At 69.8% G+C, this 23,889-nt stretch carries 22 protein-coding genes, 1 other RNA gene and 1 pseudogene; 11 read left to right on the forward strand and 13 right to left on the reverse strand.

Annotated elements, in window-relative coordinates:
• Positions 1-39 precede the first annotated feature (39 nt).
• Together ACE3QW_RS15525 and ACE3QW_RS15530 are read left to right on the forward strand one after the other, a co-directional pair.
• Positions 40-1,314, forward strand: coding sequence for a diguanylate cyclase (locus tag ACE3QW_RS15525; RefSeq protein ID WP_374252339.1), 1,275 nt, complete (start codon positions 40-42; stop codon positions 1,312-1,314).
• A gap of 10 nt (positions 1,315-1,324) precedes the next feature.
• Positions 1,325-2,236 carry a 50S ribosomal protein L11 methyltransferase gene (locus ACE3QW_RS15530; RefSeq protein WP_374252340.1) on the forward strand — a complete coding sequence of 304 codons (912 nt, stop codon included), beginning with the start codon at positions 1,325-1,327 and terminating at the stop codon, positions 2,234-2,236.
• 20 nt (positions 2,237-2,256) lie between these two features.
• On the opposite strand, the gene ACE3QW_RS15535 is transcribed toward ACE3QW_RS15530, so the two are convergent.
• Together ACE3QW_RS15535 and ACE3QW_RS15540 are read right to left on the reverse strand one after the other, a co-directional pair.
• Positions 2,257-2,463 (reverse strand): hypothetical protein, encoded by a 207-nt coding sequence (locus ACE3QW_RS15535; RefSeq protein ID WP_374252342.1) that lies wholly within the window; start codon positions 2,461-2,463, stop codon positions 2,257-2,259.
• A gap of 259 nt (positions 2,464-2,722) precedes the next feature.
• Complete coding sequence (locus tag ACE3QW_RS15540; RefSeq protein ID WP_024277813.1) at positions 2,723-3,232, reverse strand: thioesterase family protein; 510 nt, start codon at positions 3,230-3,232, stop codon at positions 2,723-2,725.
• 205 nt (positions 3,233-3,437) lie between these two features.
• Here ACE3QW_RS15540 and ACE3QW_RS15545 point away from each other — a divergent pair, with 205 nt between their 5' ends.
• Both ACE3QW_RS15545 and ACE3QW_RS15550 read left to right on the forward strand, forming a co-directional pair.
• Positions 3,438-4,850, forward strand: a complete 1,413-nt coding sequence (locus ACE3QW_RS15545) for an FAD-binding oxidoreductase (protein WP_029555179.1) — start codon at positions 3,438-3,440, stop codon at positions 4,848-4,850.
• A gap of 63 nt (positions 4,851-4,913) precedes the next feature.
• The gene (locus tag ACE3QW_RS15550) at positions 4,914-8,864 is read left to right on the forward strand and encodes an AsmA family protein (protein WP_374252344.1); all 3,951 of its coding nucleotides are present in this window, start codon (positions 4,914-4,916) and stop codon (positions 8,862-8,864) included.
• A 9-nt stretch (positions 8,865-8,873) separates the two neighbouring features.
• On the opposite strand, the gene ACE3QW_RS15555 is transcribed toward ACE3QW_RS15550, so the two are convergent.
• The 6 genes from ACE3QW_RS15555 to ACE3QW_RS15580 form a co-directional block, all read right to left on the reverse strand.
• On the reverse strand, positions 8,874-9,395 hold the full coding sequence (locus ACE3QW_RS15555) for a dihydrofolate reductase (RefSeq protein ID WP_374252346.1): 522 nt from the start codon (positions 9,393-9,395) through the stop codon (positions 8,874-8,876).
• Positions 9,392-10,657: a flavin monoamine oxidase family protein gene (locus ACE3QW_RS15560; RefSeq protein ID WP_374252348.1), complete on the reverse strand. Its 1,266-nt coding sequence runs from the start codon at positions 10,655-10,657 to the stop codon at positions 9,392-9,394. Before ACE3QW_RS15560 ends, ACE3QW_RS15555 begins: the two co-directional genes overlap by 4 nt.
• 17 nt (positions 10,658-10,674) lie before the next feature.
• Positions 10,675-11,247: an SspB family protein gene (locus tag ACE3QW_RS15565; protein WP_024277808.1), complete on the reverse strand. Its 573-nt coding sequence runs from the start codon at positions 11,245-11,247 to the stop codon at positions 10,675-10,677.
• A gap of 137 nt (positions 11,248-11,384) precedes the next feature.
• Positions 11,385-11,749, reverse strand: a transfer-messenger RNA (tmRNA) gene (gene ssrA / locus ACE3QW_RS15570).
• A gap of 57 nt (positions 11,750-11,806) precedes the next feature.
• Positions 11,807-12,418 (reverse strand): DNA-3-methyladenine glycosylase I, encoded by a 612-nt coding sequence (locus ACE3QW_RS15575; RefSeq protein WP_374252350.1) that lies wholly within the window; start codon positions 12,416-12,418, stop codon positions 11,807-11,809.
• A 13-nt stretch (positions 12,419-12,431) separates the two neighbouring features.
• Positions 12,432-13,310 (reverse strand): folate-binding protein YgfZ, encoded by an 879-nt coding sequence (locus ACE3QW_RS15580; RefSeq protein ID WP_374252351.1) that lies wholly within the window; start codon positions 13,308-13,310, stop codon positions 12,432-12,434.
• Positions 13,311-13,387: 77 nt separating this feature from the next.
• On the opposite strand from ACE3QW_RS15580, the gene ACE3QW_RS15585 reads away from it, so the two are divergent.
• The gene (locus ACE3QW_RS15585; RefSeq protein WP_374252353.1) at positions 13,388-14,728 is read left to right on the forward strand and encodes a dihydroorotase; all 1,341 of its coding nucleotides are present in this window, start codon (positions 13,388-13,390) and stop codon (positions 14,726-14,728) included.
• 194 nt (positions 14,729-14,922) lie between these two features.
• On the opposite strand, the gene ACE3QW_RS15590 is transcribed toward ACE3QW_RS15585, so the two are convergent.
• Entirely contained in the window at positions 14,923-15,147 is a 225-nt protein-coding gene (locus ACE3QW_RS15590; protein WP_374252356.1) for a DUF2093 domain-containing protein, read from the reverse strand.
• Between the two features lie 75 nt (positions 15,148-15,222).
• Positions 15,223-16,674, reverse strand: coding sequence for an exodeoxyribonuclease VII large subunit (gene xseA / locus ACE3QW_RS15595; protein WP_374252358.1), 1,452 nt, complete (start codon positions 16,672-16,674; stop codon positions 15,223-15,225).
• A 152-nt stretch (positions 16,675-16,826) separates the two neighbouring features.
• On the opposite strand from xseA, the gene purD reads away from it, so the two are divergent.
• Both purD and ACE3QW_RS15605 read left to right on the forward strand, forming a co-directional pair.
• A complete protein-coding gene (gene purD / locus ACE3QW_RS15600) occupies positions 16,827-18,092 on the forward strand; it encodes a phosphoribosylamine--glycine ligase (RefSeq protein ID WP_374252360.1) in 1,266 nt (421 codons plus the stop codon).
• Positions 18,092-18,520 (forward strand): acyl-CoA thioesterase, encoded by a 429-nt coding sequence (locus ACE3QW_RS15605; RefSeq protein ID WP_374252362.1) that lies wholly within the window; start codon positions 18,092-18,094, stop codon positions 18,518-18,520. Before purD ends, ACE3QW_RS15605 begins: the two co-directional genes overlap by 1 nt.
• 254 nt (positions 18,521-18,774) lie before the next feature.
• Here the strand turns inward: ACE3QW_RS15605 and ACE3QW_RS15610 are convergent, their stop codons facing one another.
• Positions 18,775-19,872 carry an Ldh family oxidoreductase gene (locus ACE3QW_RS15610; protein ID WP_374252363.1) on the reverse strand — a complete coding sequence of 366 codons (1,098 nt, stop codon included), beginning with the start codon at positions 19,870-19,872 and terminating at the stop codon, positions 18,775-18,777.
• Between the two features lie 233 nt (positions 19,873-20,105).
• Here ACE3QW_RS15610 and ACE3QW_RS15615 point away from each other — a divergent pair, with 233 nt between their 5' ends.
• The 3 genes from ACE3QW_RS15615 to ACE3QW_RS15625 all read left to right on the forward strand — a co-directional run bounded on the left by ACE3QW_RS15615 (position 20,106) and on the right by ACE3QW_RS15625 (position 22,035).
• Positions 20,106-21,146 (forward strand): GntR family transcriptional regulator, encoded by a 1,041-nt coding sequence (locus ACE3QW_RS15615; protein WP_374252365.1) that lies wholly within the window; start codon positions 20,106-20,108, stop codon positions 21,144-21,146.
• 180 nt (positions 21,147-21,326) lie between these two features.
• Complete coding sequence (locus tag ACE3QW_RS15620; protein ID WP_280938287.1) at positions 21,327-21,455, forward strand: hypothetical protein; 129 nt, start codon at positions 21,327-21,329, stop codon at positions 21,453-21,455.
• A gap of 25 nt (positions 21,456-21,480) precedes the next feature.
• Positions 21,481-22,035 carry a hypothetical protein gene (locus tag ACE3QW_RS15625; RefSeq protein ID WP_374252368.1) on the forward strand — a complete coding sequence of 185 codons (555 nt, stop codon included), beginning with the start codon at positions 21,481-21,483 and terminating at the stop codon, positions 22,033-22,035.
• 63 nt (positions 22,036-22,098) lie between these two features.
• Here ACE3QW_RS15625 and ACE3QW_RS15630 read toward each other — a convergent pair whose 3' ends face one another.
• Together ACE3QW_RS15630 and ACE3QW_RS15635 are read right to left on the reverse strand one after the other, a co-directional pair.
• Positions 22,099-22,521 carry a SufE family protein gene (locus ACE3QW_RS15630; RefSeq protein ID WP_024277798.1) on the reverse strand — a complete coding sequence of 141 codons (423 nt, stop codon included), beginning with the start codon at positions 22,519-22,521 and terminating at the stop codon, positions 22,099-22,101.
• 157 nt (positions 22,522-22,678) lie between these two features.
• Positions 22,679-23,167 carry a DUF5330 domain-containing protein gene (locus ACE3QW_RS15635; RefSeq protein ID WP_374252370.1) on the reverse strand — a complete coding sequence of 163 codons (489 nt, stop codon included), beginning with the start codon at positions 23,165-23,167 and terminating at the stop codon, positions 22,679-22,681.
• Between the two features lie 243 nt (positions 23,168-23,410).
• On the opposite strand from ACE3QW_RS15635, the pseudogene ACE3QW_RS15640 reads away from it, so the two are divergent.
• Positions 23,411-23,889 (forward strand): annotated as a pseudogene (locus ACE3QW_RS15640) (hypothetical protein); the annotation flags it as partial.

The raw sequence follows: 23,889 nt of genomic DNA on the forward strand, positions 1-23,889 counted from the left end.
TCTTCCCCTAGCGTCGCCCGCGCCGCAGATTTCAGATCGATGATCGCACTCAACATCCTCCTGCTCGGCGCCGAAATGCTGGTGTATTTCGGCGCCATGCTCGCGCTGTTCCGCCTGCGCGGAACGCTGGGCATCGGCGTGTTCTTCTGCGCGCTGGGCTCGCTCCATTTCATGGAGACGTATCTCGCCGCCGCCTATTACGTGCAATTGCCGTTCGGCGTCTCGCTCTCGCCCGGCTCGGTGGTATTATTTTCCGGAAAATTGGCACTTCTGCTGCTCGTGTACATTCGCGAGGACGCGCTGGTGGCGCGCCAGCCCATCTATGGGCTCTTCCTCGGCAATCTGGTGCTGCTGGCGCTCGTCTTCCTGCTGCGCCAGCACAATGTGGTGCCGGCTCCCGGCGCGCCGGCGGACATCACGTTCATGGACCAGCTGGGCGCGCTGGCGGTGTGGAGCACGCTGCTGCTCTTCATCGATTCCATTGCCATGATCCTCGTCTACGAGCGCCTGTCGTCCCGGGCGAAGCGGTATCCGGTGACAGTCATCTGGGCGACGCTGGCGCTGGTGCTCACCTTCGATCAGGTCGGCTTCTTCGGCGTGCTGCATTTCGCGCTCGACGTGCCGCTGTCGGCGGGCATCGGCGGCTGGGTCGGCAAGCTGGTGGCGGCGGGCTTCTATGCCCTGATGCTCGCGCTCTATCTCGACCGCTTCGAGATGGCCGGCGATCCGCTGCGCCCGCGCATCGCCGACGTGTTCGACACCCTCACCTACCGCCAGCGCTACGAGCAGCTGGAGGTGACGTCCCGGCTCGATCCGCTCACCGGCGTCCTCCACCGCGGCCAGCTGGAGCCGCTGGGCCGCGACCTCGTGGCCATCGCCCGCAAGACCGGCCGGCCCATGAGCCTGCTGCTGGTGGATGTGGACGACTACAAGGAGGTCAACGACCTCCACGGCCATGCCACCGGCGACGCGGTGCTGCGGCAGTTGGCGGGCGCCATCTCCGAGAGCCTTCGGCAATCGGACCATGTGGTGCGCTATGGCGGCGACGAATTCGCGGTGCTGGCGCCGGGCGTGTCCCACGTCGCGGCGGTGGCTCTCGCCCGGATGCTCAACGAAAGCGTCACGGGGCTGACGCTGCCCGACGGGGTACGGCAGCAGACCCTGTCCATCGGCGTCGCCACGCTGCCGGAGGACGGCCAGACCTTGACGGCACTGCTCGAAGCGGCCGACAAGCGCCTCTACGCGGCCAAGGCCGCCGGGCGCAACCGCGTGACGGGAGCGACAGGCGACGGCGGCCACAGCGACAACGGATGACGTTTTCCCCATGCTCGAAGGCCTCCCCCCCAACGACGCCACCCATGTGATGCGGGTCGAGGCGCCCCGCCGGCAGGCGCAGCGCATCGCCGACCTGATCTCGGAAACATTCGACCCCGCAGAGGTGGCGGTGGCCAATTTCGAGCGGACAGACGACGACTGGGTCGTGGAGGTTTATGCGGGCTCCGCCTTCGATCCGGAGATGCTGCTCGAACTGGTGGAGATCGCAGCCGGCCCGGAGATGGCCGCCGCCGTCACGTTCGGCGAGATCGAGCAGAAGGACTGGGTGGCCGCGAGCCTGGAGGGCCTCGCCCCCGTGGCCGTCGGCCCGGTGGTTGTGCACGGCTCGCATGATCGCGGCCGGGTGGGGCCGAACCGCATCGGCATCGAGATCGAGGCGGCGCTGGCCTTCGGCACCGGCCACCACGGCACCACGCAGGGCTGCCTGCACGCCATCGTCAACGCCGCGCGCAAGGGACGCCCGCAGCGCGTGCTGGACGTGGGCACGGGCACGGGCGTGCTCGCCATCGCGGCCGAGCGGCTGTTTCACACCGAGATCGTGGGAAGCGATATCGACATCATCGCCGTGCGTACGGCGAGAGCGAATGCGGCGGCCAACAAGGCGCCGGGGGTGCGCATGGTCCATGCGGCCGGCGCCGGGGCGCGGGCGATCCGCATCCACGGACCCTACGATTTGATTCTGGCCAACATCCTGCTGCCGCCGCTGAAGCGGCTGGCGCGCCCGCTCGCCTCCCTGCTTGCGCCGGGAGGACGTATCGTCCTGTCGGGGTTGCTCACCACGCAGGTTCCGGCCGCTCTGGCGGCCTATCGCGCGCAGGGGCTGCACCTCGTCAACCAGCGGCATATCGAGGGCTGGGCTACCCTGACCCTCGCCGCGCGGTCGGATCGGCCGCGCGGATGAGGGGTCTTACATAGAGAGTGTCAGTTCAGCGGGTCACGCCCGTTGAGCTGCACGTAGCGGGACAGCTCGCGCTCGGCCTGCTCCATGCGGGCGGCAATGATGGCGCTCATCAGGCGGGCGAAGAAGCCCTTGCCGGCGGTCTTGCCGGCCGCAGCCTTGCCAGCCTTGGGGGCGGCAGAGCGGGTGTCACGGGAAAGGGTGTCGGGAGAAAAGGTAACGGCGCTCATGGAGGCCTCCTGCACTGGCCCTACGGGGCTTTATCGCAGTGCAATATATGCCTCTGTGCAGCGCACCAGAACTACGGGCTTGGCATGCCAGATCTGCACGGAGCGCACGGTAAAGGCATGGTTGCCGATTAGGCAGCTCACCGACCATGCCCCCAAAAGAGAAAGGCGGCCGGGCGCGATCGCCTCAGCCGCCATCGGCGCACAGCGCCGCGAGAACCGCGATGGACGCAAGGACCATGGCGGCCTCGAAAGTCGCGCCTCAGGAGCGCGACGGCATGGACACCTTGCGGCCCACGCCATTCAGCGGCGGCAGGCCGGCATGGGCGGCGCGCATGGTGGCGATCCGCTCGAGCACGTCATCCGGGAACGGCACCACGCGCCGTGAGCCGAGATCCACATGGAGCGTGATCTGCTCCGACGTGGCGGACACCCAGCCATCGGTGGCATGATGCAGCGACTGGAAGAGGTGCAGCCTCTTCTCGTCATAGTCGAGCAGCCGCATGGTCACGCGCACCGGCGATTCGGGCGCCAGTTCGCGTTCGTAGCGGATGTGGGATTCGCCGGTGAAGAAAGAGGCGCGACGCGCCCGGGCGTAGGACGGTCCCAGCCCGAGCAGGCCGAGCGCCTCGTCGAGCGCCCGGTCGAAGATGAGCGTGTAATAGGCCACGTTGAGGTGGCCGTTATAATCGATCCAGTTGGTCTCCACCTTCATGGAGGAGGACACGAACGGGGCAAAGAACACGGGTTCAAAGTCGATTCGGTCGAGCATGGCCGCCTCGCTTCGCTGGTTGCAGATTTTGCCGCTTGTGGAAGCACTGTGCCGTGCTAGGAGGCATCCGTCACCCTGAAATCGCGCTCCGAACAGAATCATAAAAGTCACTGTCAAGTCGAAACTGTTCCTAAAACGGTTCAATCCACTTTCGCGTCATCCGGGCGCCGCTCGCCTGGCGCAGACAAAGGTTAAGGATTTGTAAATGGTTGCCGCAGCCGCGAAATCCGACAGTGCAATGCCCGATCGCATCGCCCAGGCGGTGCAGCGCCTGCAGGCCGCACTGGATCACAAGGTCGTTACGAATCGCTCGGTGCGGGAACAGCACGCGAACGTGACGACCTACCTGCCCAACGAGCCCGCGGACGCCGTTGTTTTCGCTGAATGCACGGAAGATGTGCAGGCCGTGGTCCGCGTCTGCGACGAGCTGTCGGTGCCGGTTATCGCGTGGGGCGCGGGCACCTCGCTGGAGGGCCATGTGAACGCCCCCTTCGGCGGCATCTGCATCGACCTCTCGCGCATGAACCGCATCCTGGCCGTCAACACGGCCGACCTCGACTGCGTGATCGAACCCGGCGTCACCCGCAAGCGGCTCAACGAGGAACTGCGCGACCAGGGCCTGTTCTTCCCGCTCGATCCCGGCGCCGACGCCTCGCTCGGCGGCATGGTCTCCACCCGCTGCTCGGGCACCAATGCGGTGCGTTACGGCACCATGAAGGACAACGTGCTGTCCCTGAAGGTGGTGACGCCCACCGGCGAAATCCTCACCACCGCCACCCGCGCACGCAAATCCTCCGCCGGCTACGACCTCACCCGCCTTTATGTGGGCGCCGAGGGCACGCTCGGCATAGTCACCGAGATCACCCTGAAGCTCTACGGCATCCCGGAGGCTGTCTCCGCCGCCGTCTGCCCCTTTCCCAGCATCGAGGCCGCCTGCAACACGGTGATCGCCACCATCCAGAGCGGCATCCCCGTGGCGCGCATCGAGCTCCTGGACGAGGAGCAGGTGAAGGCCTCCAACGCCTACGCCAAGCTCACGCTGGCCGAGACGCCCACCCTCTTCCTCGAATTCCACGGCACCGAGGCCAGCGTCCACGAGCAGGCGGATCGCTTCGGCGAGCTGGCGGCGGAATATGGCGGCGGCCCCTCGGTGTTCGCGGTGAAGCCGGAGGAGCGCACCAAGCTCTGGCAGGCGCGGCACGACGCCTATTGGTCCGTCCTGCCCATGCGGCCGGGCGCCAAAGCGGTGGCCACCGACGTGTGCGTGCCCATCTCCAGCCTCGCCGAATGCGTGATGGAGACCAAGCGCGACATCGTGGAGATGGGCCTCATCGCCCCCATCGTCGGCCATGTGGGCGACGGCAATTTCCACACCACGCTGATGGTGAACGTGGACGACCCGGAAGATCTCGCCAAGGCCAAGCACTATATGAAGCGGCTGGTGGAACGGGCGCTGGCCATGGGTGGCACCTCCACCGGCGAGCACGGCGTCGGCCAGGGCAAGATGAAATACATGGAGGGCGAGCACGGCGCCGCAGCCCTGGAGGCCATGCGCGCGATCAAGCGAGCACTCGACCCCAAAAACATCATGAATCCGGGAAAGATCGTCGCGATCTGATCGCAATCCCTGCGCATAGGGTTAAGCGTCCCTTTACGATCGGGGCCTCATCGGGAGACGCGTGTGCAGGGCATTCTCATCAGCCTCGCCTCGGCCATAGTCCTCGCCATCAGCGCGGCCTTCGCCGCGCCGTTCGTGGTGGACTGGAACCAGTGGCGCGGCACGTTCGAGACCGAGATGGGCCGCACGCTGGGCCTGCCCGTGGTCATCCGCGGCTCCATCGACGCCGAGATCCTGCCCGCCCCCCGCATCGTCCTGCGCGACGTGACCCTCGGCGACGTGGTGTCCACCGGTGGCACGGTGAAGGAACTCACCGCCGAGCTTTCCCTCGGCGCCCTGATGCGCGGCGACATCCAGGCCACCGGCGTCACCCTGCGCAAGCCGCAGATCCGCGTGGTGCTGGACAGCGCCGGCCGTGTCGCCATGCCCACCGGCTCCGGACGCGCGGCGGAACTCTCCATCGCCCGGCTGGAGGTGGAGGACGGCAGCCTCGATCTGCTCGACCGCGCCTCGGACCACCGCGTCAGCATCGATGACGTCGACCTCAAGGGTGAGGCGCGCTCCCTCTCCGGCCCGTTCCGGCTGGATGGCGAGGTGCAGGCCGGCGCGGCGCGGTTCGCCGTGCGCTCCACCCTCGGCAAGATCGGCGATGACGGTGCCGGCAAACTGCGCATCGTGCTGGACGGGCGCACCCGCCCGTTTGCCCTCGATCTCGACGGCAGCCTCAACGTGGCCGGTGCCAAGCCGCGTTTCGACGGCCGCGCCACCCTCTCCCGCCATGGTGACGGGGCGGAGGCGTGGCAGCTCTCCGGCACGCTGAAGGCGAGCCCGGAAGCAGTGCTGGCGGAAAGCCTCGACCTCGCGCTGGGCGGCTCGGCCACCCCGGCGCAGCTCACCGGCTCGGCGCGCCTCGCCCTCGGCCGCGCCATTGGCCTTGATGCGGTGCTGAATGCCCGCAGCCTCGACATCGACGCCGTGCGGGCAGCCACCGGCACCAAGGACGCTGACGCCGGCAGCGGCAGCCCGGCCGCCTCGCTTGCCCGCTTCCTCGGCGGCGTCGCGGCCCTTCCGGCGCCGGACATCGCCTCGCGCATCGGTCTTTCCGTGGAGCAGCTGGTGCTCGGTGGCACCATGGTGCGCGATGTGCGGGCCGACATCTCCGGCTCCGCCGCCGGCTGGCGGGTGGACAGCGCCGAGGCGCAGCTGCCCGGCAAGGCCTCCCTCCGCCTCTCCGGCATGCCCACCCGCGCCAATGGCGGCGGCGGCTTCGACGGCAACGTCTCCTTCTCCGCCGATGACCCGGCCGTCTTCCTGCGCTGGGCGGCGCCCACCGCCCCGCGCGACTATGTGGCGGCAGCGAAGGGGCCGGTGCGCATCTCCGGCCGCGTCACCGCCGGTCCGTCGCGCATCGCGGTGGACATGCTGGACGCCACCTTCGCCGCCAGCCGCGTGCGCGGCTCGGCCTCGGCCGCGCTGCCGGACAACGCGCCGCCCAAGCTCGACCTGCGCCTGTCGCTGAACGGCTTTGACCTCGACCCGCTGATCGCCGCCGTGCAGACCGCCTCCGCCGCCGTGGGCGGGGGCGCGGACGGGCAGGTGGCCATCGACGGGCGCAACCTCACCCTGTCCGGCCTGCCGCTGCGCGGCCTGAACCTCGAAGGCTCCGCCACCGGCGGCAACTGGCGCCTTGCCCGCATGGTGATGGACGATTTCGCCGGCCTGCGCGTCGAGGGCGCCGGGCGCATGGAGAATTTCTCCACCACCCCGCGCGGCGAATTCAACATCACCGCCTCCGGCGCCAGGGCCGACGGGCTCGTGCCCGTGGCGCGGCTTCTGGCTGGAGAGGAAACGGCGCAGGTCATCGGCAACCTCCTGCCCATCGCCTCCCCGGTGAAGCTCAACAGCACCGTGGTCTGGGCCGAGGCCGGCGGGCGCAATGTCACCATCGCCGGCACGCTGGGGCAGATCTCCGGCGATGTCGCCTTCGCCCGCACCACCGCCGGCGTGCCGCTGCGCATCGCCCTGAAGGCGGACGCGACCGACGGCGGGCGCGCGCTCGCCGCCCTCGGCGTTGACGGGCTCGGACAAAGGCTCGGCCCGGCCCGGGTGGAACTCTCCGTCGATCCGCTGACGCAGGACGAGGCGCAGGTGCGCGGCCGCATCACGGTCGCCGACCTCACGGCGCAGGCGCAGGGCACCGCCCGCCTGTCCGGCGGCAGCATCGAGCCGAACCTCGCCATGCGCCTCGACGGGGCGGACCTCGGCCGGCTGCTGCCGCAGGCCTCCGCCGCCGTGGAAGGGCCAGTGCCCACCGCCCTCGCCTTCACCCTTTCCCGCCGCGCCGGTGCGTGGCGCCTCGGCGAGCTGACCGGCTCGCTGGCGGCGGCGCCCGTCTCCGGCAACGTGGAGTTCGAGCCCGGCGCGGTGCCGCGGCTCTCCGGCAAGCTGGCCTTCGATACCCTCTCGGTCCCGCGCATCCTCGGCATGTTCGCCGCCCGTGCCGGGGCGGAGAGCGGACCGGCCGGCCTGTGGAACACCGCCCGGCTCGCCCCCGCCTCGGCGGGCGGCATCGGCCTCAATCTGGAACTCTCCGCCGGACGTATCGCCGCGCTCGGCCCCTATGCGCTGGACAAGGGCCGCGTCGTGCTCGTCAGCGACGGCACGGATTTCGACCTGCGCGACCTCTCCGGCAGCCTCGGCGGGGGGCGGGTCGCCGCCTCGCTCCGGCTGAAGCGGCAGAACGACCTCCTCCAGGCCGACGGCCGCCTCGTGCTGGAGCAGGTGGACGCAAGCGCCCTCATCGCCCCGACCGGCGCCCGCACCCCGCCCAAGGGACGCGTGAACCTGCTGCTCGATCTCGGCGGCTCGGGCCGCAGCGTGCAGACCATCGTGCAGAGTCTCTCCGGGCAGGGCACCCTCGGCGTGCGTGACCTCGTGATCGAGAATGCCAGCCCCGCCGCCCTCGACGCGGTACTGGCCGAGGCCGCCCCCCTTTCGCCGCCGCCTGATGAGCGCCGCACCGCGCAGATGCTGGATCGCGCGCTGGCCAAGGGGCCGCTCAAGCTCGCCTTCGTGGAAACGACGCTGGGCGTGGTGAACGGCGTCGCCCGCCTTTCCCCCGCCCGCACCACGGCGGACACTGCGCGCGTCGGCCTTTCCGGCAGCCTCGACCTGTCGCGGCTGGTCCTCGATGCCGGCATGGACCTCGAAGGCACCGAAGCCGCCGGCGGCGTGCCCGGCGGCGCCATCTCCTGGCGCGGGCCGGTGGCTTCGCCCGAGCGGCGGGTGAGCGCGGCGGCCGCGACCAGCGTCATCGCTATGCGGGCCATCGAGCGCGAGACCCGCCGTCTGGAGGACCGCCAGCGCGGCGGCACGCCGGCCCCCGAGCCGGCGACCGCTCCGGCGACCGTCGCGCCCGTCGCGCCTGTGTCCGTGACCCCGGCGCCGGTTATTCCTGCTCCGGTCGTTGCCGCCCCTGCCCCGGCTGTCGTCGCCCCGGTGACGCCTGCGGCGAAACCTGCCGTCATCCCTCCGGCGGCAACGACGCCTCCTCAACCGGCAGCCCCCGCTCCGGCGCCCGCGCCAGCCCCTGTGGCCATAGCTCCGCCCGCGCCCCAGCCGGCTCCGGTGCCGGTGCCGCGCGCGGTGGATCGCAATCAGGAGATCGAGCGGCGGGATGTGCCCGCGTCCGGCTTCGGCGTGCCCACCGCCTCCGGTACCGCCGGCACCGCGACGCCGGGCGAGGTCCAGTCCCGCCAGACCCATCAGGCGGCGCCGGCCCGCGCAGAACCCGAGCGCCAGCTGGAAAGCCACGCCACGCCCGAGCCCACGGGCGAGCCTCGCCATCAGCCTGTGGTGCGCCAGACGCAGCCCCCCGCCCCGCGCCGCACCGACCGCGTCGAGCCGCCGCCTCCGCCGCGCTTCAGCGTGCCGGCGCCCACGGACGGCCAGTTGCCGCCCACCTCCGGCTTCGGCGACCTGCCGCGCCCGCCCGGCCTGGTGGGCGCGCGCTGAGCGGGCCGATCAGACCCGTTCGAGCGTCACATAGGTAAAGGCGGCTTCGTCCTTCTCGCCGCGGATCGGCCCCTCGCGGCCGGTCTCCTGCCATTGGCTGCGATCGAAGGCCGGGAAGAGCACGTCGCCCTCGGGGGCGGCATCGACCTCGGTGAGGTGCAGCCAGCGGGACATGGGGAGCGTCTCGCGAAACACGCGCTCGCCGCCGATGACCATGATGGCGTCCGCGCCCATGGCATCCGCCGCATCGTCCGCCAGCGCGAGACCTTCAGCCAGCGAGGCCCCCTTCAGCACACCCTCGGGCGGGGAGAAGGCCGGATCGGTGCTCACCACCACGGACGTGCGCCCCGGCAGCGGCTTGCCGATGGACTCGAAGGTGCGCCGCCCCATCAGGATCGGCTTGCCCCAGGTGATGGCGCGGAAGCGCTTCAGATCCGAGGGCAGGCGCCACGGCAGGCCACCGCCGACGCCGATGACGCCGTTGCGCGACACCGCGACCACCAGCGCGAGGGGATGACGGGTCGCGCTCATGCGGCGTTCTCCAATTGGGCGAGGGCGGTCTCGGCGGCTGCGATGCCGGAGATGTGCGCGCCGTGGCAGGTGGAGAAGGCGGGGCCGCCCAGCGCCTCCCCTGCGAAGACGATGCGCGAATCGAACGGTTCGTGAAGCCTAGTACGCAGATGCGCCTTGCCCGGCAGCGCGCAGGAATAGGCGCCGCCGATGAAGGGCATTCCGGCCCAGTCGGTTGTCAGGCGACGCACCACATGGCGCCGCACATCCTCGCCGAAGGCGGACGCCAGCACACCGAGGGCGAAATCGGCCAGCGCATCCGGCCCCTCGGCCGCCATCGCCTGCGCTTCCGGCCCGGCCACATGCACGAGAGCTGCCGGCACGCCACCCGGCCGCAGCATGACCGAGGCGCCGGCTTGTCCGGGATGGGCCGGGTCCACCGCATCGAGGCCGGTGCGCTCGGGCAAGCCGAACACGTCCCGGTCGAACAGCAGCGCCACCTTCTCGGCGAAGCCGAGCGGCAAAGCGGCGAACGCCTCCGCGACGTCCGGCGGCAAGGCGGGATCGAAAGCGAGGCGGCCAGCGGCGATCACTGCCGTGGACACCGTGACCACCGCCGCGCGGCAGGCGATGGCGCCCCGCTCCGTCTCGATGGAGAGGCGCCGGCCCCTGCGATCGATGCGCCGCACCGGACAGCCGAGCGTCACCTTCAGATCGCCCGCCACCGCCAGCACCAGCGCGCCATAGCCGTCGAGCACCGGCCAATTGTCGTCCGTGTCGCGATAGAGCGCGAAGTCCACGGCGGAAATGTCCGACGGCCCGGCGGCCGACATCAGCTCCAGCCAGTGCCGGGCGAGGACGTCATAGCGCCCGGCGCCCCGCTCCGCGATCACCGCGGCGGCGGAGACGTCGCGACCGGCCCGGCCGGCGGCATGAATGGCGTCGAAGACGGCATCCACCTCCGCATCGGCGGCATCCTTTTCCGCGTCAGTGGAGAAGCGGTCGCCGAGAAGGAGCCGCCGGCGCGGCACGGCGCTGCGACCGACACGAAAGCCGTGGGCATCAGCGAGGGCGGTGAAGGGATTGTGCCGCGCATCGTGCAGCCAGTGGCAGCCGAGGTCGAAGGGCACACCGAGGGTGGTGGTGTCGGTCGCCGCCCGACCGCCGGCGACGGGGGCGGCCTCGATGATCTCGAAGGGGACACCCGCCGCTTTCAGCCGCGCTCCGCCCGCAAGGCCGGCGGCGCCGGCCCCGATCACGACCACATCGGTCTCGGCGGTCACCGGCGGGGTCCGGCCGGCTACTTCTTGTTGCGGAAGACGTCGAGCTGCACCACCTGCGCACCGCCGGCGGGCTTTTCCGCCCCCTCGGCGGTGGACGCCGCACTGGCCAGCGCCGGCTCGGAGGCGGCGCCGGGCGCGGGCTTGAGCGGGGTCGGTGCATTGGAGGCCGCGCCATTGGCCGAGACGGGCGTCTCCAGCGGGGCGTCGTCCGTCTCTTCCCCGTCCGCATCGGCGGTGAGGGTCTCGAACTGGAGGCCGAACTTCACGGCCGGGTCGAAGAAGCCCTTGAGGGCGGTGAAGGGCACCAGCAGGCGCTCGGGAATGCCACCGAAGGAGAGGCCGACCTCGAACGAGGTCTCGGTGACGATCAGGTCCCAGAACTGGTGCTGGAGCACGATGGTCATCTCCTCCGGATATTTCTCCAGCATGCGCTGGGAAAGCCGGACGCCGGGGGCGCGGGTGTCGAAGGAGATGAAGAAATGGTGGTCGCCCGGCAGGCCGGTCTTGGCCACGTCCGTGAGCACACGGCGCACCACGGAGCGCAGGGCTTCCTGTGCGAGAAGATCGTAGCGGATGTGATCGACCGTCATGAGCCCGCTTAAGTCCCTCCGGCCTGATGACGAGCCAGGCTCCGGAGACCTTCCGGGCGGCACCGTGGACAGGTGGCGCCGCGGCCGAAAGGACGAACGAAGGAGCGCGCTTCCCCCCTTCGGCCGGTCGGGAGGGAAGTGGAGGCTTCTGTTGCCAGGTGCCTCCGAACCCCGCCTATCCAGTGCTACCCGGTAGGACTTTGATTTCGATCGTCAAACCGCTCACGCGGCCAGAGCAACCGGAGCATAGTTGTCGTTGGCAACTATAAGTTTAGCCCGATAACGGCGGTACAATGCCGAGCGAAAGAATGCTCTTTACACCCTCGTCGATCCTATTTCGCCCCCGCCGGAGCCCGACTTTCCCAAGGGAAAAACGGGCTTTGGTGGAGGCGCCGGGTACCGCCCCCGGGTCCGAAAGGCTTATTCCAACACCGATTTATCGCCATAGCCGACTTGCGCCGGCCCGGTGAATATAGGCGCCGCCGTCCGCCGATGAAAGGGGCGCGGGGCGAAATGTGCCACCCTGTCCCCGGTTCCGCGCGGCACCTCCCTTCAAGCCTCACGCTTTGGCGCAGTGGCAGCCTTCCAGATGGTCGTCCACGAGGCCGCACGCCTGCATGGCGGCATAGACGATGGTGGGACCGACGAACTTGAAGCCCGCCGCCTTGAGCCGCTTGGACAGGGCCTTCGATTCGGCCGTCTCGGCGGGCACGTCGGCGATGCGACGGGGGCGGTTCACCTTCGTCTCGCCGTCCACCGCATCCCACATGAAATCGGTGAACGCGATCCCCTTGTCGCGCAGATCGAGATAGCCGCGGGCGGAGAGCACCGCGCCCTCCACCTTCGCCCGGTTGCGCACGATGCCGGCATCCTGCATCAGCGCCTCCACCTTGGTGGCGTCGTAGCGGGCGATGATCTCCGGCTCGAAGCCGTCGAAGGCGCGGCGGAAATTCTCCCGCTTCCGGAGGATGGTGATCCAGGAGAGGCCGGCCTGGAAGCCGTCCAGCAGCAGCTTCTCGAACAGGGCGCGGCTGTCGCGCTCGGGCACGCCCCATTCATCGTCGTGATAGGCCATGTAGAAGGGATCGGTGCCGCACCAGAAGCAGCGGGCATGGCCGTCCGCATGCGCGATCAAGGGCTGGCGCACGGGCTTCGGCGCGGCATCGTCCATTCTCTTGGGCTCCTCAGGTGGCTTTGAATTTGGCATCCAGCGCGCTGACCTTCTTTTCCCAGTCCAGCGGGAAGGTCGCCCATTCGGGCTTGCGCAATTCCACCTCCACCGCCCCGGCCGTCAGCGGCACGCCCTCGGCGCGGGCATCGGTGGCGCGGTCGAGGCGGACGGTGGCGATGCCCCGCCCCTCGGTGACGGAGGTGAGCTGGCCGACGCTCTTGTCGCCCGCCACGATCTCCTGCCCGACCGCGAGCGGGGTGTGAAAGATGACTTCCACCAGCCGGTTGCGCGGGGTGGAGCGGTGCTCCATGCGGCTCACCACCTCCTGCCCAACATAGCAGCCCTTCTTGAAGTCCACGCCGCCGAGCTGGTCCATGTCGGCCTCGTGGGGAAAGGTGTCGCCATAGGTGAAATCGGCTCCACCCTTGGGAATGCCGAGGGCGATGCGGTGCGCCTCATAGGCGGCAAGATCGCTCGAAAGCCCGTCCGCGACGGCCTTCTCCAGCACCAGCCGCTGGCCGAGGCCGGGATAGCGCGGATCGGTGAAGAGCCGGCCCTCCGGCAGGGCGCCGTGATCGCCGAAGACAGCCACAACCGCGAGGTCGGCCGCCACCTCGAACGTCACCTTGGCCCGAAGGCGATGGAAGATCAGCCGCTTGAGGAGATCCTCCGCTCGCTCCGCGGGGACGTCGAACAGGAAGCTCTCCTCGGCGAGGCCGTAGAACAGGAAATCGGAGATGATCTTGCCCTGCGGGGTGAGCAGGCCGCCATAGCGGGCGTCTCCCGGCGCCATGGTCTTCACGTTGCAGGTGATGACGGAATGCAGGAGCTTCACCGCATCGGAGCCATCGGCACGAATGAGGGTACGATCGTTCAAATGAATGAGCGGCATGGGGGCCGTCCTTGTCAGCAAAATAAAAAACAGATTTAAGGCCGCCAGCCTGTCCCCATCAAGAGCGAGCCCGTCCCATGCCCGTGACTTTCGATCTGCTGCTCAAGGGCGGCGCGGTCGCGACCCCCGCCGGCATTGCCGTTGCCGACATCGGTGTCACGGGCGGGCGGATCCGCGCCATCGGTGATCTCTCCGCCGCGAGCGCGGGCGAGGTGGTGGACGCCACCGGCCTTCATATCCTCCCCGGTGTCATCGACACGCAGGTGCATTTCCGCGAGCCGGGGCTGGAGCAGAAGGAAGACCTGGAGACCGGCTCCCGCGCCGCCGTCATGGGCGGCGTGACCGGCGTGTTCGAGATGCCGAACACCATTCCCCAGACCACCAACCCCTCCGCGCTGGAAGACAAGATCGCCCGCGGCACGAACCGCATGCATTGCGACTTCGCCTTCTATGTGGGTGGCACCCATGACAATGTGAAGGACCTGCCGGAGCTGGAGCGCCTGCCCGGCGCCGCCGGCATCAAGGTGTTCATTGGCTCCTCCACCGGCTCGCTGCTGGTGCCGGACGACGACGGCGTGCGCAACATCCTGAAGGTCATCCGCCGCCGCGCCGCCTTCCATTGCGAGGACGAGCCACGCCTGCAGGAGCGCAAGAGCCTGCGCGTGCCGGGTGATGCCTCCTCCCACCCGGTGTGGCGCGACGAGATCGCGGCCCTCACCGCCACCCGGCGGCTGGTGAACCTCGCCCGCGAGACCGGCGCGCGGGTGCATGTGCTGCACGTGACCTCGGCCGAGGAGATGGATTTCCTCGCCGACGCGCGCGACGTGGCCTCGGTGGAGGTGACGCCCCATCACCTCACCATGGCCGCCCCGGAATGCTACGAGCGGCTCGGGACGCTGGCCCAGATGAACCCGCCGGTGCGCGGGGCGCGCCATCGCGACGGCCTGTGGGCGGCCATCGCCAATGGTGTCGTGGACGTGCTCGGCTCCGACCACGCGCCGCACACGCTGGAAGAAAAGAGCAAGCCCTATCCCGAAAGCCCCTCGGGCATGACCGGCGTGCAGACGCTGGTGCCGCTGATGCTGGATCACGTGGCCGCCGGCCGCCTGACGCTGGAGCGCTTCATCGACCTCACCAGCGCCGGCCCGGCGCGCCTGTTCGGCATCGCCGGCAAGGGGCGCATCGTGGTGGGCTACGACGCCGACTTCACCGTGGTGGACCTGAAGCGCCGCGCCACCATCACCAATGGCTGGATCGCCTCGCGCGCCCAGTGGACGCCCTATGACGGCAAGGACGTCACCGGCTGGCCCGTGGGCACCTTCGTGCGCGGCCGCAAGGTGATGTGGGAGGGCGAACTGACGGGGCCGTCCGCCGGCCAGCCCATCCGCTTCCTGGAGACGCTTCAGCCGCAGGGCTGAGGCGGGCGCCCCGCTCCCCGGACAAACGACGGCGCAGCCGGAGCGCTGATCCGGGGCCCAGGGGAAAACACCCGCGCAGCGGGGCAATGTCTGAGAACAGTGGGATCAGGAAGCGCCTTCGGCGGGCCCTTGCGCTGGGCCCCGGCTCCCATTCCGCTGTCGCTGCATGCGTCCGGGGCGCGAGAGCGCTGCCCTCACCCCTGCCGGGGCTGCTCGCGCACGCGGGTGAGCACGGCCTCGGGGCTGGCATAGGCTTCCTGAAGATCGACGCTCCAGTAGCGCAGCTCGTCGAGCGGGATGCTCTGCCCGGTCACGGCGCAGCGCACGAAGCTGCCGGGCCGCAGGATGCGGAATTCACCATCGAGGTAGCGCACTTCCGCCTCGCCATGGGGCTCGGGGAAGCGTTCGAATCTGTTCATCACCTGGGGAGCGTCCCGAAAACTGGTTTGCCGGGAGGATAGCCCTTTGCGCCGCAACGCGAAAGGGGCGCACGATCAGGGGTCGAAAAGTGTCGGCCCTTCTACCTTCTTCGGCTTGCGGCCGGCGGGGCGCGGCGCCGCCCGAGGGGGCGTATCCAATGCCGGAGCCCCCTCCCCGGCGTGCACGGCGACCCGGCCATCGGCGAATTCCAGGCTCAGGGCCGCGCCGTCCGCGATGTCCGCCGCCCGCCGCACCGCATGGCCGCCGGCATCCCGCACCAGCGCGAACCCCCGACCCAGCACCTCTTTGTAAGAGAGTGCCTTGAGAAGCTGAGAGAGCGAGGCGAGGCGCGCCGTGCGGCGCTCCTTCTGCACCTCCAGCGCCCGGCGCATGCGCCCATCCAGCACCTCGAGCCGTTCACCCGCCCGCGCCAGCCGCGTGCGCAGCGCCTCCGGCGAGAGGCGCGCCTGCACCGCCGCCAGTTGCAGCCGGTGGGCGGAAGCGTTGGCCCGCAAGGCGCGCGGCAGCCGCTCGGCGGCGAGGTCGAGACGCTGGCGCGGCTGGGCCAGCAGGGTTTCCGCCGCCGGGAGGAGCCGGGCGAGGCCGCGCAGATCGGCTCGGCGCCGGTCGAGAAGGCGCAAGGGCGCGGCGATCAGGCGGGCGCCGAGATCTTCCACCGTGGCGATCAGATCGGTGCGCACCGGCACCACCATCTCGGCCGCAGCCGTGGGGGTGGGGGCGCGCACGTCGGCGGCGAAATCGATGAGGGTCACGTCGGTCTCGTGGCCCACGGCCGAGACCAGCGGGATCCTGCTCTCCGCCGCCGCCCGCACCACCGCCTCGTCGGAAAAACCGAGCAGATCCTCCAGCGCACCTCCGCCCCGCGCCACCACGATCACGTCCGGCCGGGGAATCGGCCCGCCCTCGGGCAGATCGTTGAAGCCGCGGATGGCGGCCGCCACCTCGGCGGCCGAGGTCTCGCCCTGCACCCGCACCGGCCACACCAGGACCCGGCGGGGGAATCGGTCATTGAGGCGGTGGAGGATGTCGCGGATCACCGCCCCGGTGGGCGAGGTGACGACGCCGATCACCCTGGGCAGGAACGGCAGCTCCTGCTTGCGGGCGGGATCGAACAGGCCTTCGGCGGCGAGGCGGCGCTTGCGCTCGTCCAGCATGGCCATGATGGCGCCGGCGCCGGCGAACTCCAGCGTTTCAATGACGATCTGGTAGCCGGATTTTCCCGGATAGGTGGTGAGCTTGCCGGTCGCCACCACCTCCAGCCCCTCCTCGGGCTTGAGGCGCAGGCGCTGGAAGGTGCCCTTCCAGATCACCGCATCGAGCCGCGCGCCGGCATCCTTCAGCGAAAAATAGGCGTGCCCGGAGGAATGGGGGCCGCGGTAGCCGGAAATTTCGCCCCGCACCCGAACGTGGCCGTAGGCGTCCTCCACCGTTCGGCGCAGGGCGGCGGACAGCTCGGAAACGCTCCATTCGGGCGCATTAGCCCTGACTTCGGCATCATCGGTCATGCGAATCGGAACCCGGACGGGTGGTGTACCAGCATAACGGGAAGGTGCCCCATGCGGCGAGCGCAGAGCCCTGCCCCTTGTTTGCGCGGCCTTGAGCCGATAGGCGAAGAGAACAGAAAACCAAGATCCGTCGGAAACTCGGGGGAGGCCGCATGAACATCCTGCTGCTCGGTTCGGGAGGGCGTGAGCACGCCCTCGCCTGGAAGCTGGCGCAGAGCCCAACCATCGGTCAGTTCTACGCCTTGCCCGGCAATCCGGGCATCGCCGAGTTCGCGGACGTGGTGGAAGGCATCCCGCTGTCCGCCCACGACACCATCGTGAAATGGTGTCAGGAGCACACCATCGACCTGGTGGTGGTCGGCCCCGAGGCGCCGTTGGTGGCCGGTCTCGTGGATCGCCTCGCCGCCGCCGGCATCCTCGCCTTCGGCCCCACCGCGGCGGCCGCCCGGCTGGAGGGCTCCAAGCTCTTCACCAAGGAATTGTGCAAGGCGAACGACATTCCCACCGCCGCCTTCGGCCGCTTCACCTCCACCGCCGAGGCCGCCGCCTACATCCGCGCGCAGGGCGCACCCATCGTGGTGAAGGCGGACGGGCTGATGGCCGGCAAGGGCGTGGTCGTCGCCCTCACCGTCGAGGAGGCAGTGGACGCGGTGGAGCAGGTGTTCGCCGGCGGCGGCACCGAGGTGCTCATCGAGGAATTCATGGAGGGCGAGGAGGCGAGCCTGTTCGCCCTCGTGGACGGCGAGACCGTCGTCGCCTTCGGCAGCGCCCAGGACCACAAGCGCGCCTATGACGGCGACCTCGGCCCCAACACCGGCGGTATGGGCGCCTATTCCCCCGCCCCGGTGCTGACGGAAGAGCTGGAGCGCCGGGCGATCGAGGAGATCCTCATCCCCACCGCCCGCGCCATGGTCAAGGCCGGAACGCCCTATCGCGGCGTGCTCTATGCCGGGCTCATGCTCACCGCCGACGGCCCCAAGCTGGTGGAATACAATTGCCGCTTCGGCGATCCCGAATGCCAGGTGCTGATGCCACGCTTCGCCGGGGATCTGGTGGAAGTGCTCCACGCCACCGCCGCCGGCCGGCTCGCCGAGGTGACGCCCCTGTGGTCCCCCGTCGCGGCCATGACGGTGGTCTATGCCTCGCGCGGCTATCCCGGCCCGCACCAGATCGGCTCGCCCATCGGCGGCCTCGGTGAGGCCTCGGCGCTGGAGGGCGTCACCGTGTTCCAGGCCGGCACGCGGATGAAGGGCGGCACGCTCGTCTCCAACGGCGGGCGGGTGCTGAACGTCACCGCCACCGGGGCGACGCTGGGCGAGGCCCGCGAACGCGCCTATGCCGCCGTCGCCCGCATCGACTGGCCGGACGGCTTCTTCCGCTCCGACATCGGCTGGCGGGCGCTGGGAAAGGCCGGCTGATGGCCGAAAAGGCCCCCCTCCCCGTCCTCGACGATTTCCCGGTGAAGGCGCGCGACACCATCCGGTATGGCGACACCGACATGCTCGGGCACGTCAACAATGCGGTGTTCTCCACCTATCTGGAGACGGGGCGCACCCACCTGCTGCTGACGCCGCGCCGTCTGGCCCCCCAGGGCATGGGCTTCGCGCTGGTCCGGCTCGTGCTCGACTACCGGGCGGAGATGCATTGGCCGGGCGAGGCGGATATCGGAACGGGCGTCATCTCCCTCGGCCGCAGTTCCGTGGGCCTCAGGCAGGCCATCTTCCAGGATGGCCAGTGCATGGCCACGGCCGAGACGGTGATCGTCCTCTTCGATCTCACCGAACGCCGCGCCGCGCCCCTGTCCGACGAGATGCGGGCCGCCCTCGAAGCGCTCCGGATCGCCTGACCGGCGCCACATCCCCCATGTTCCAGGAATCGCGGCGGCCGTGCCGGGATTCTGCGCGCCTCAAATTCACATTAAAATTATGTTTTTGACGTGGATTCACATTAGATATTAAATTCGGGGAAATAGTCGAATGTGAAATCCACGAGGCTCATCATGACAGCGGTTCGCGGACAGGTCCTGCGGGACAGCCTGCTCTTCCTCACCGCCTACGGCATCATCGCCGCGGCGGTCATCTTCGGCTGAAAAGCCTGAGGCTAAACGGCTTTCGGCCGGGCCAGACCGAATCGCGCGGCGAGGCGGTCGAAGGCCTCGGCAGTGGCGGGGTCGATGGGAATGCCGTCGTGGCGGCGCTCGTCCGCCACCTTCCATTCGCGATCGCCCGGCGCCATCACCATATCCCCCGGCGCGGGACGTGAATTGCGCAGCGTGTGGCGATAGCGCTGCATGGCGGCGTCGAACTCTTCCTCGGGCAGGAAGGCGCCCGGCTTCATCGCCATCACGAAGGCACCGACATTGCGCGGGGTGCCGAAGTCGGGCCCGCCCATAGGTGCGATGTCGAACGAGAGCCGCGCGCCCGCCAGCACGGCGCTGAACACCTCCACCACCCCGGCCAGCGCCGCCCCCTTGAAGCCGAAGGCCGCACCCAACGGGGCCAGCATTTCCACCTTGTGCGGATCGGTGGTGTCGAAGCCATCCCCATCGGAGGCGACCTCCGGCGGCAGGGATTGGCCGAGGCTGCGGTAGAGCAGCACCCGATTGTAGGGCACGGCGCTGGTGGCCATGTCGAGGAACCACGGCGCCTCCCCCTTCACCGGTACGCCCATGGCGATGGGGTTGGTGCCGTGGAAGCGCTCCGCCCCGCCGTGCAGGCGCACGAAACTGTCCGAATTGCAGAAGGCGAGCCCGATATAGCCCTTCTCCGCCGCCGCCAGCGCATAGGCCCCCGCCGCGCCGAAGTGGGACGAGTTGCGGATGGCCACGGCGCCGATGCCGTAGAGGGCGGCATTCTCCATCGCCCTGTCCATGGCCGCGTAGGCAGCGCGGGCCCCGTGGCCGTGATCGGCATCGAGCGTCGCCACCGCCGCCGCGCCGGCACGGAAGTCGAGCGTGGGATGGCCGTTCACCCGGCCGCCCGCGATTACCGCCACATAATGGTCGAGCAGCCGCACGCCGTGGCTGTCCACCCCGAAGCGCGAGCCGTGCAGCATGGCGCGCGCCGCCGCCTCGGCGCTGGCCGCATCCGCCCCCGCAGCCGCGAGGGCCGCGCTGCAGAAGGCGAACAGCGCGTCCTCCCGGTGCCGTTCGAGGGCGGAAGAGCGGGCGGAAGCGGGCGCGGCAGTCGGCGCGGACATGGGGCAATCCTTGAGGCGGCGCTGGGGTGGCTCAGCGAGCGTCCTTTGTATGCATTGGACGGTGATGGTGTAAACTCCCTTTCACCCGGCCGACGGTGCGGCATCCGGTCAGCCGGCAAACGGGCAGGCAACCCTTTGGACAACTTGGCATTTGCACCGGCCTGGGGCACCTTGCCGCCGGGCCGCGACCGGTGCGGCTGGAACGATGGACGTGGAGCGTGAGCGGACGGGACGTGACAAGTGAGGCCCCCACGGCGTCTGCGGGCAAGGCGTTGCCCTCGGGCGAGCGGCGACCACGCCCGGTGGCCGGCATCGCCCCGCGTCTGCATGAACGCGCCTTCGACATCCTCGCCTCGCAGATCGCCTCAGGCGCGCTCGCGCCTGGCGAGCGCCTGCTCGAATCCCGCATCGCCGAGCGATTCGGCATCTCCCGCGCACCGGCGCGGCAAGCGCTGGCGCGGCTGGAGCGGGTGGGGCTGGTCCGCCGCAGCGAGGGCCACGGCTTCGAGGTCATGCCCCTCGCCGGACCGGCGCCCGCCGTCCCTTCCGCGGATGTGAGCGGCGCGGCGCCAATCCAGCTCGCCCCCGAATCGACGTGGCAGCGCATCTATGCGGACGTGGAGCAGGAGGTGGTCTCGCGCACCGCGCTCGGGGCCTTCCGCGTGGTGGAGAACCATCTCGCCGCCTATTACGGCGTGAGCCGCACGGTCGCCCGCGAAGTGCTCTCGCGCCTCAACCAGCGCGGCGTGGTGCGCAAGGACGCCCGCCTGCACTGGTATGCCCCGGCGCTGACGCCCGCCTATGTGGCCGAGCTGTTCGAGATGCGCGCCATTCTGGAGCCGGCGGCGCTGCGGCTTGCCTTTCCGCGCCTCGCCCCCGGACAGGTGGCGACGCTGCTGGCGAACCTGCGCGATGCCGCCGCCCACCCCGACGCGGTGGACGGCGCCCGCCTCGGCGCGCTGGAGACCGAGTTGCACGTCGGCCTGCTCGGCCGCTGCGGCAATGCCACGCTGATGGAGGCGCTGGCCACCTGCCAGACGCTGCTGGTCGCCCTCACCTTCCTTTATGCGCGCGCGCCCCAGCCCCACGGCCGCGAGCCCTTCATCGCCGAACATCTCGATGTCGCCGAGCGCCTCGCGGCGGCAGACGTGGAGGGTGCGGCAAACGCCCTGCGCGACCACCTGCGCGGGTCATTCGGCCGCGCGGTGGAGCGGCTCGACCGGGTGCGGCGGGAGTTCTCCCCCGGTCCCCTGCCCTACCTCTCGCCGCTCTGAGCCTCTCAAATCGCCGTGACAGGTCTTCCGATCGCGCCAAAACGGAACATTTCTTGATCTGAACGGGTGGCGAAGCGCGCGAACCCGGTTAAGATTGCATTGTTCGCCGGCGCATCGGTCGCACCCTCCCTTCGGAAATGTGCGGAAAATACGAGCGCCTGCGTGGTGGTGGAGGATCTGATGTTGTCCCTCGTTGCCGGTTCCGCCCTCGTCCTCGCTGGTCTTGCCGCGGTTGCGCTCGCGCAGCTCGCCGCCAAGCAGAGGCAGATGGTACCGGTGCGCGTGCGCGCCCGCCGCACCCATCGCTGAGGCGCGACGCCCCGAACCTCCCGCCGTGACCCCGGTCGCCGGGCCTGATTCCGCAGGCGCCACAATCGAGATTCGCGTCGAGCGGGTCCCGCAGCTTTTCAACATGCTGGACCCGTTCCCCTTCCGGGAACGCGACCTCGACGCGGAGGCGGAAGCCTTCATCGTGGAGTGGGCGCGCGAGCTGCCGCGCGGCGCTCCGCTCTCCATTATCGTCCATCTGCCGCCAGACGAGGCGCTGACCAGCGAGGCGGCGGGTCTGCCCGACGCCATCCGCGGCTATTTCGCCCTGAGGGCTCGCGCGCTCTCGGCGGAGCTGTCGGAGCTGTTTCGGGTTGGCCGCGTCTCGCTCGCCATCGGCATCCTCGTGCTGGCGCTGTGCCTGGGCATTGCCGGGCTCATCGCCGAGCCACGGCTCGAAAACCTCGCCAGCCTCGCCGCCGAGGGCCTGCTGATTCTCGGCTGGGTGGCGCTTTGGCGGCCGATGGAAATCTTCCTCTACGACTGGTGGCCCATCGCCGGGCAGCGCCGGCTCTGCCAGCGCCTCGCCGAGGCCAGCATCAGCGTGCGTGCGGTGCCCTGATAAGGGTTGGCGAAACCTAGCGGACGGCGGAAGCTGGGCCGGCCCGGAAGCCGGCCCGCAGCATCAGGCCGCGGCCATCGCATTGCGGGCATGGCCGCGGATGCGCTCGACCATGGACCTCAGCCCGTTGGAGCGCTGCGGCGTCAGATGGCCCTCAAGCCCGATCTGGCGGAACACGCCGAGGATGTCGGTCTCCATGATCTCCTTGGGCGTGCGCCCGGAGACCAGTTGGAGCAGCACCGCCACGAGACCGCGCACGATATGGGCGTCGGAATCCCCCTCGAACTCCAGCAGCGGGCCGGCGGGGGTCTCCTTCACGTGGGAGATGAGCCAAACCTGGCTCGCGCAACCCTGCACCTTGTTGGTGTCGTTGCGCTCGGCCTCGGGAAAGGGCGGCAGCTTCTTGCCGAGCTCGATCACGTGCCGGTAGCGGTCTTCCCAATTGTCGAGAAATTCAAAATCCGCAATCAGATCGTCAGCGTTCATGAGGCCAATTCCTCGTCACCAGATGACGGCCGGGAAAAAGGGCAGGGCCGCCTGTCCTTGCGCTGCAGCATAGCACAGCCGGCAAGCAATGCCTGCCTAATCCACATCCCGAACATGGTACCGGATCGGCGCGACGCAACCCGCCGCGCCTTCATCCTCAGGCCGGGCGGCGAGGCGGCAGCGGCGGCAGAGGGGTGGGGGTCATGGTCTGCGCCGGCTGCCCGGCAACGGGCTGGAAGCCCTGCGGCACCACCATCTTGGCCGCGTCACCGCCGCCCCACAAAGGCATCAGATCCTGCGGCGTGAGGTCGAGCGCGCTGCCCTTTTCCGCCGAATTCCTGCCCGGCTGGGCGGGGGACGCACCTTGCACGGGGGCCGGCGGCGCGCCTTCGTGATGACCGATGGACTCATAGACCCAGCGCGCGCCGACCTGAGCCTTCTCCACCAAGTGCCCGGCCATCTGCCCGCCCACCGCGCAAGCCTGGGGCTGGCGATCGCAGAAGCCGCGCAGGTCCGCCACCAGCGCCTGGGCGGCGCCGAAGGCATCGAACACGCTCACGTCCCGCCCGTCCGAGCCCTTGAGGCCGAAGGGAAGGAGGAGCAGCACGAGGCCGACCCAGAAGGCGAGGCGGAACAGGAAGAACATCGCTCCCTCTTGAAACGGCGGCGAAACTGAATTCGCGCCCTTCGACACTACCACCGACGCGCCCGCCCGTGGGCCGACGCGCGCCGGCCATGCCCCGACTTTTCAAGACATCGTTAACGCTGACGGCGCGCGATCGGCGCCGGCTTAGCGTTCGCTTAAAGCCCACCGTGGCAAGGTTTTGCGAAACGTCATGCCAGGGCGGCGACACGCGCTGGCGAACAACGGCACTTGACAGGGGGCGACGTGGCTCACGTCTTCGGCGATGCAGCGGCCGGTGCGCGACCTCTCCCGACCCGCGACGGCGGGGACCGGGAAGCGTTGCCGCGCCTTGCCGGCCTCGGCCGCCTGACCGGCGCGGTGCTGAGCGGCCTCGGCCTGCTCGGCCTCGGCTCGGGCGGGCTGGTGCTGCTCGCGGAAGTCTCGGGCCTCGCCACCGGCGGTCTCCTCAACGCCACCACCCTTCTCGCCAGCGGTTTCGTCTGCGCGGCCCTCGCGGCGGTGGCCGGCGGCCTCGCCCGCGCCGCGACCAAGGCGAGCGCCGCGCCGCCCTCCGACATGCTGCTCGTAACCTGCCACGGCCCGCGCGGCGAGGTGGTGCGGGTGGAGCGCCAGGGCGGCCCCTTCGCCACGTCCCCCACGTCGGCGCTGGAGGGCATGGCCCTGTTCGAGCGGGTTCTGGTGGCCGACCGCCCCGCCTTTCTTTCCGCTGTGGAAGCGGCCTC

The sequence above is a fragment of the Xanthobacter sp. genome, assembly GCF_041911315.1.
Taxonomy (GTDB): Bacteria; Pseudomonadota; Alphaproteobacteria; order Rhizobiales; family Xanthobacteraceae; genus Xanthobacter; species Xanthobacter aminoxidans.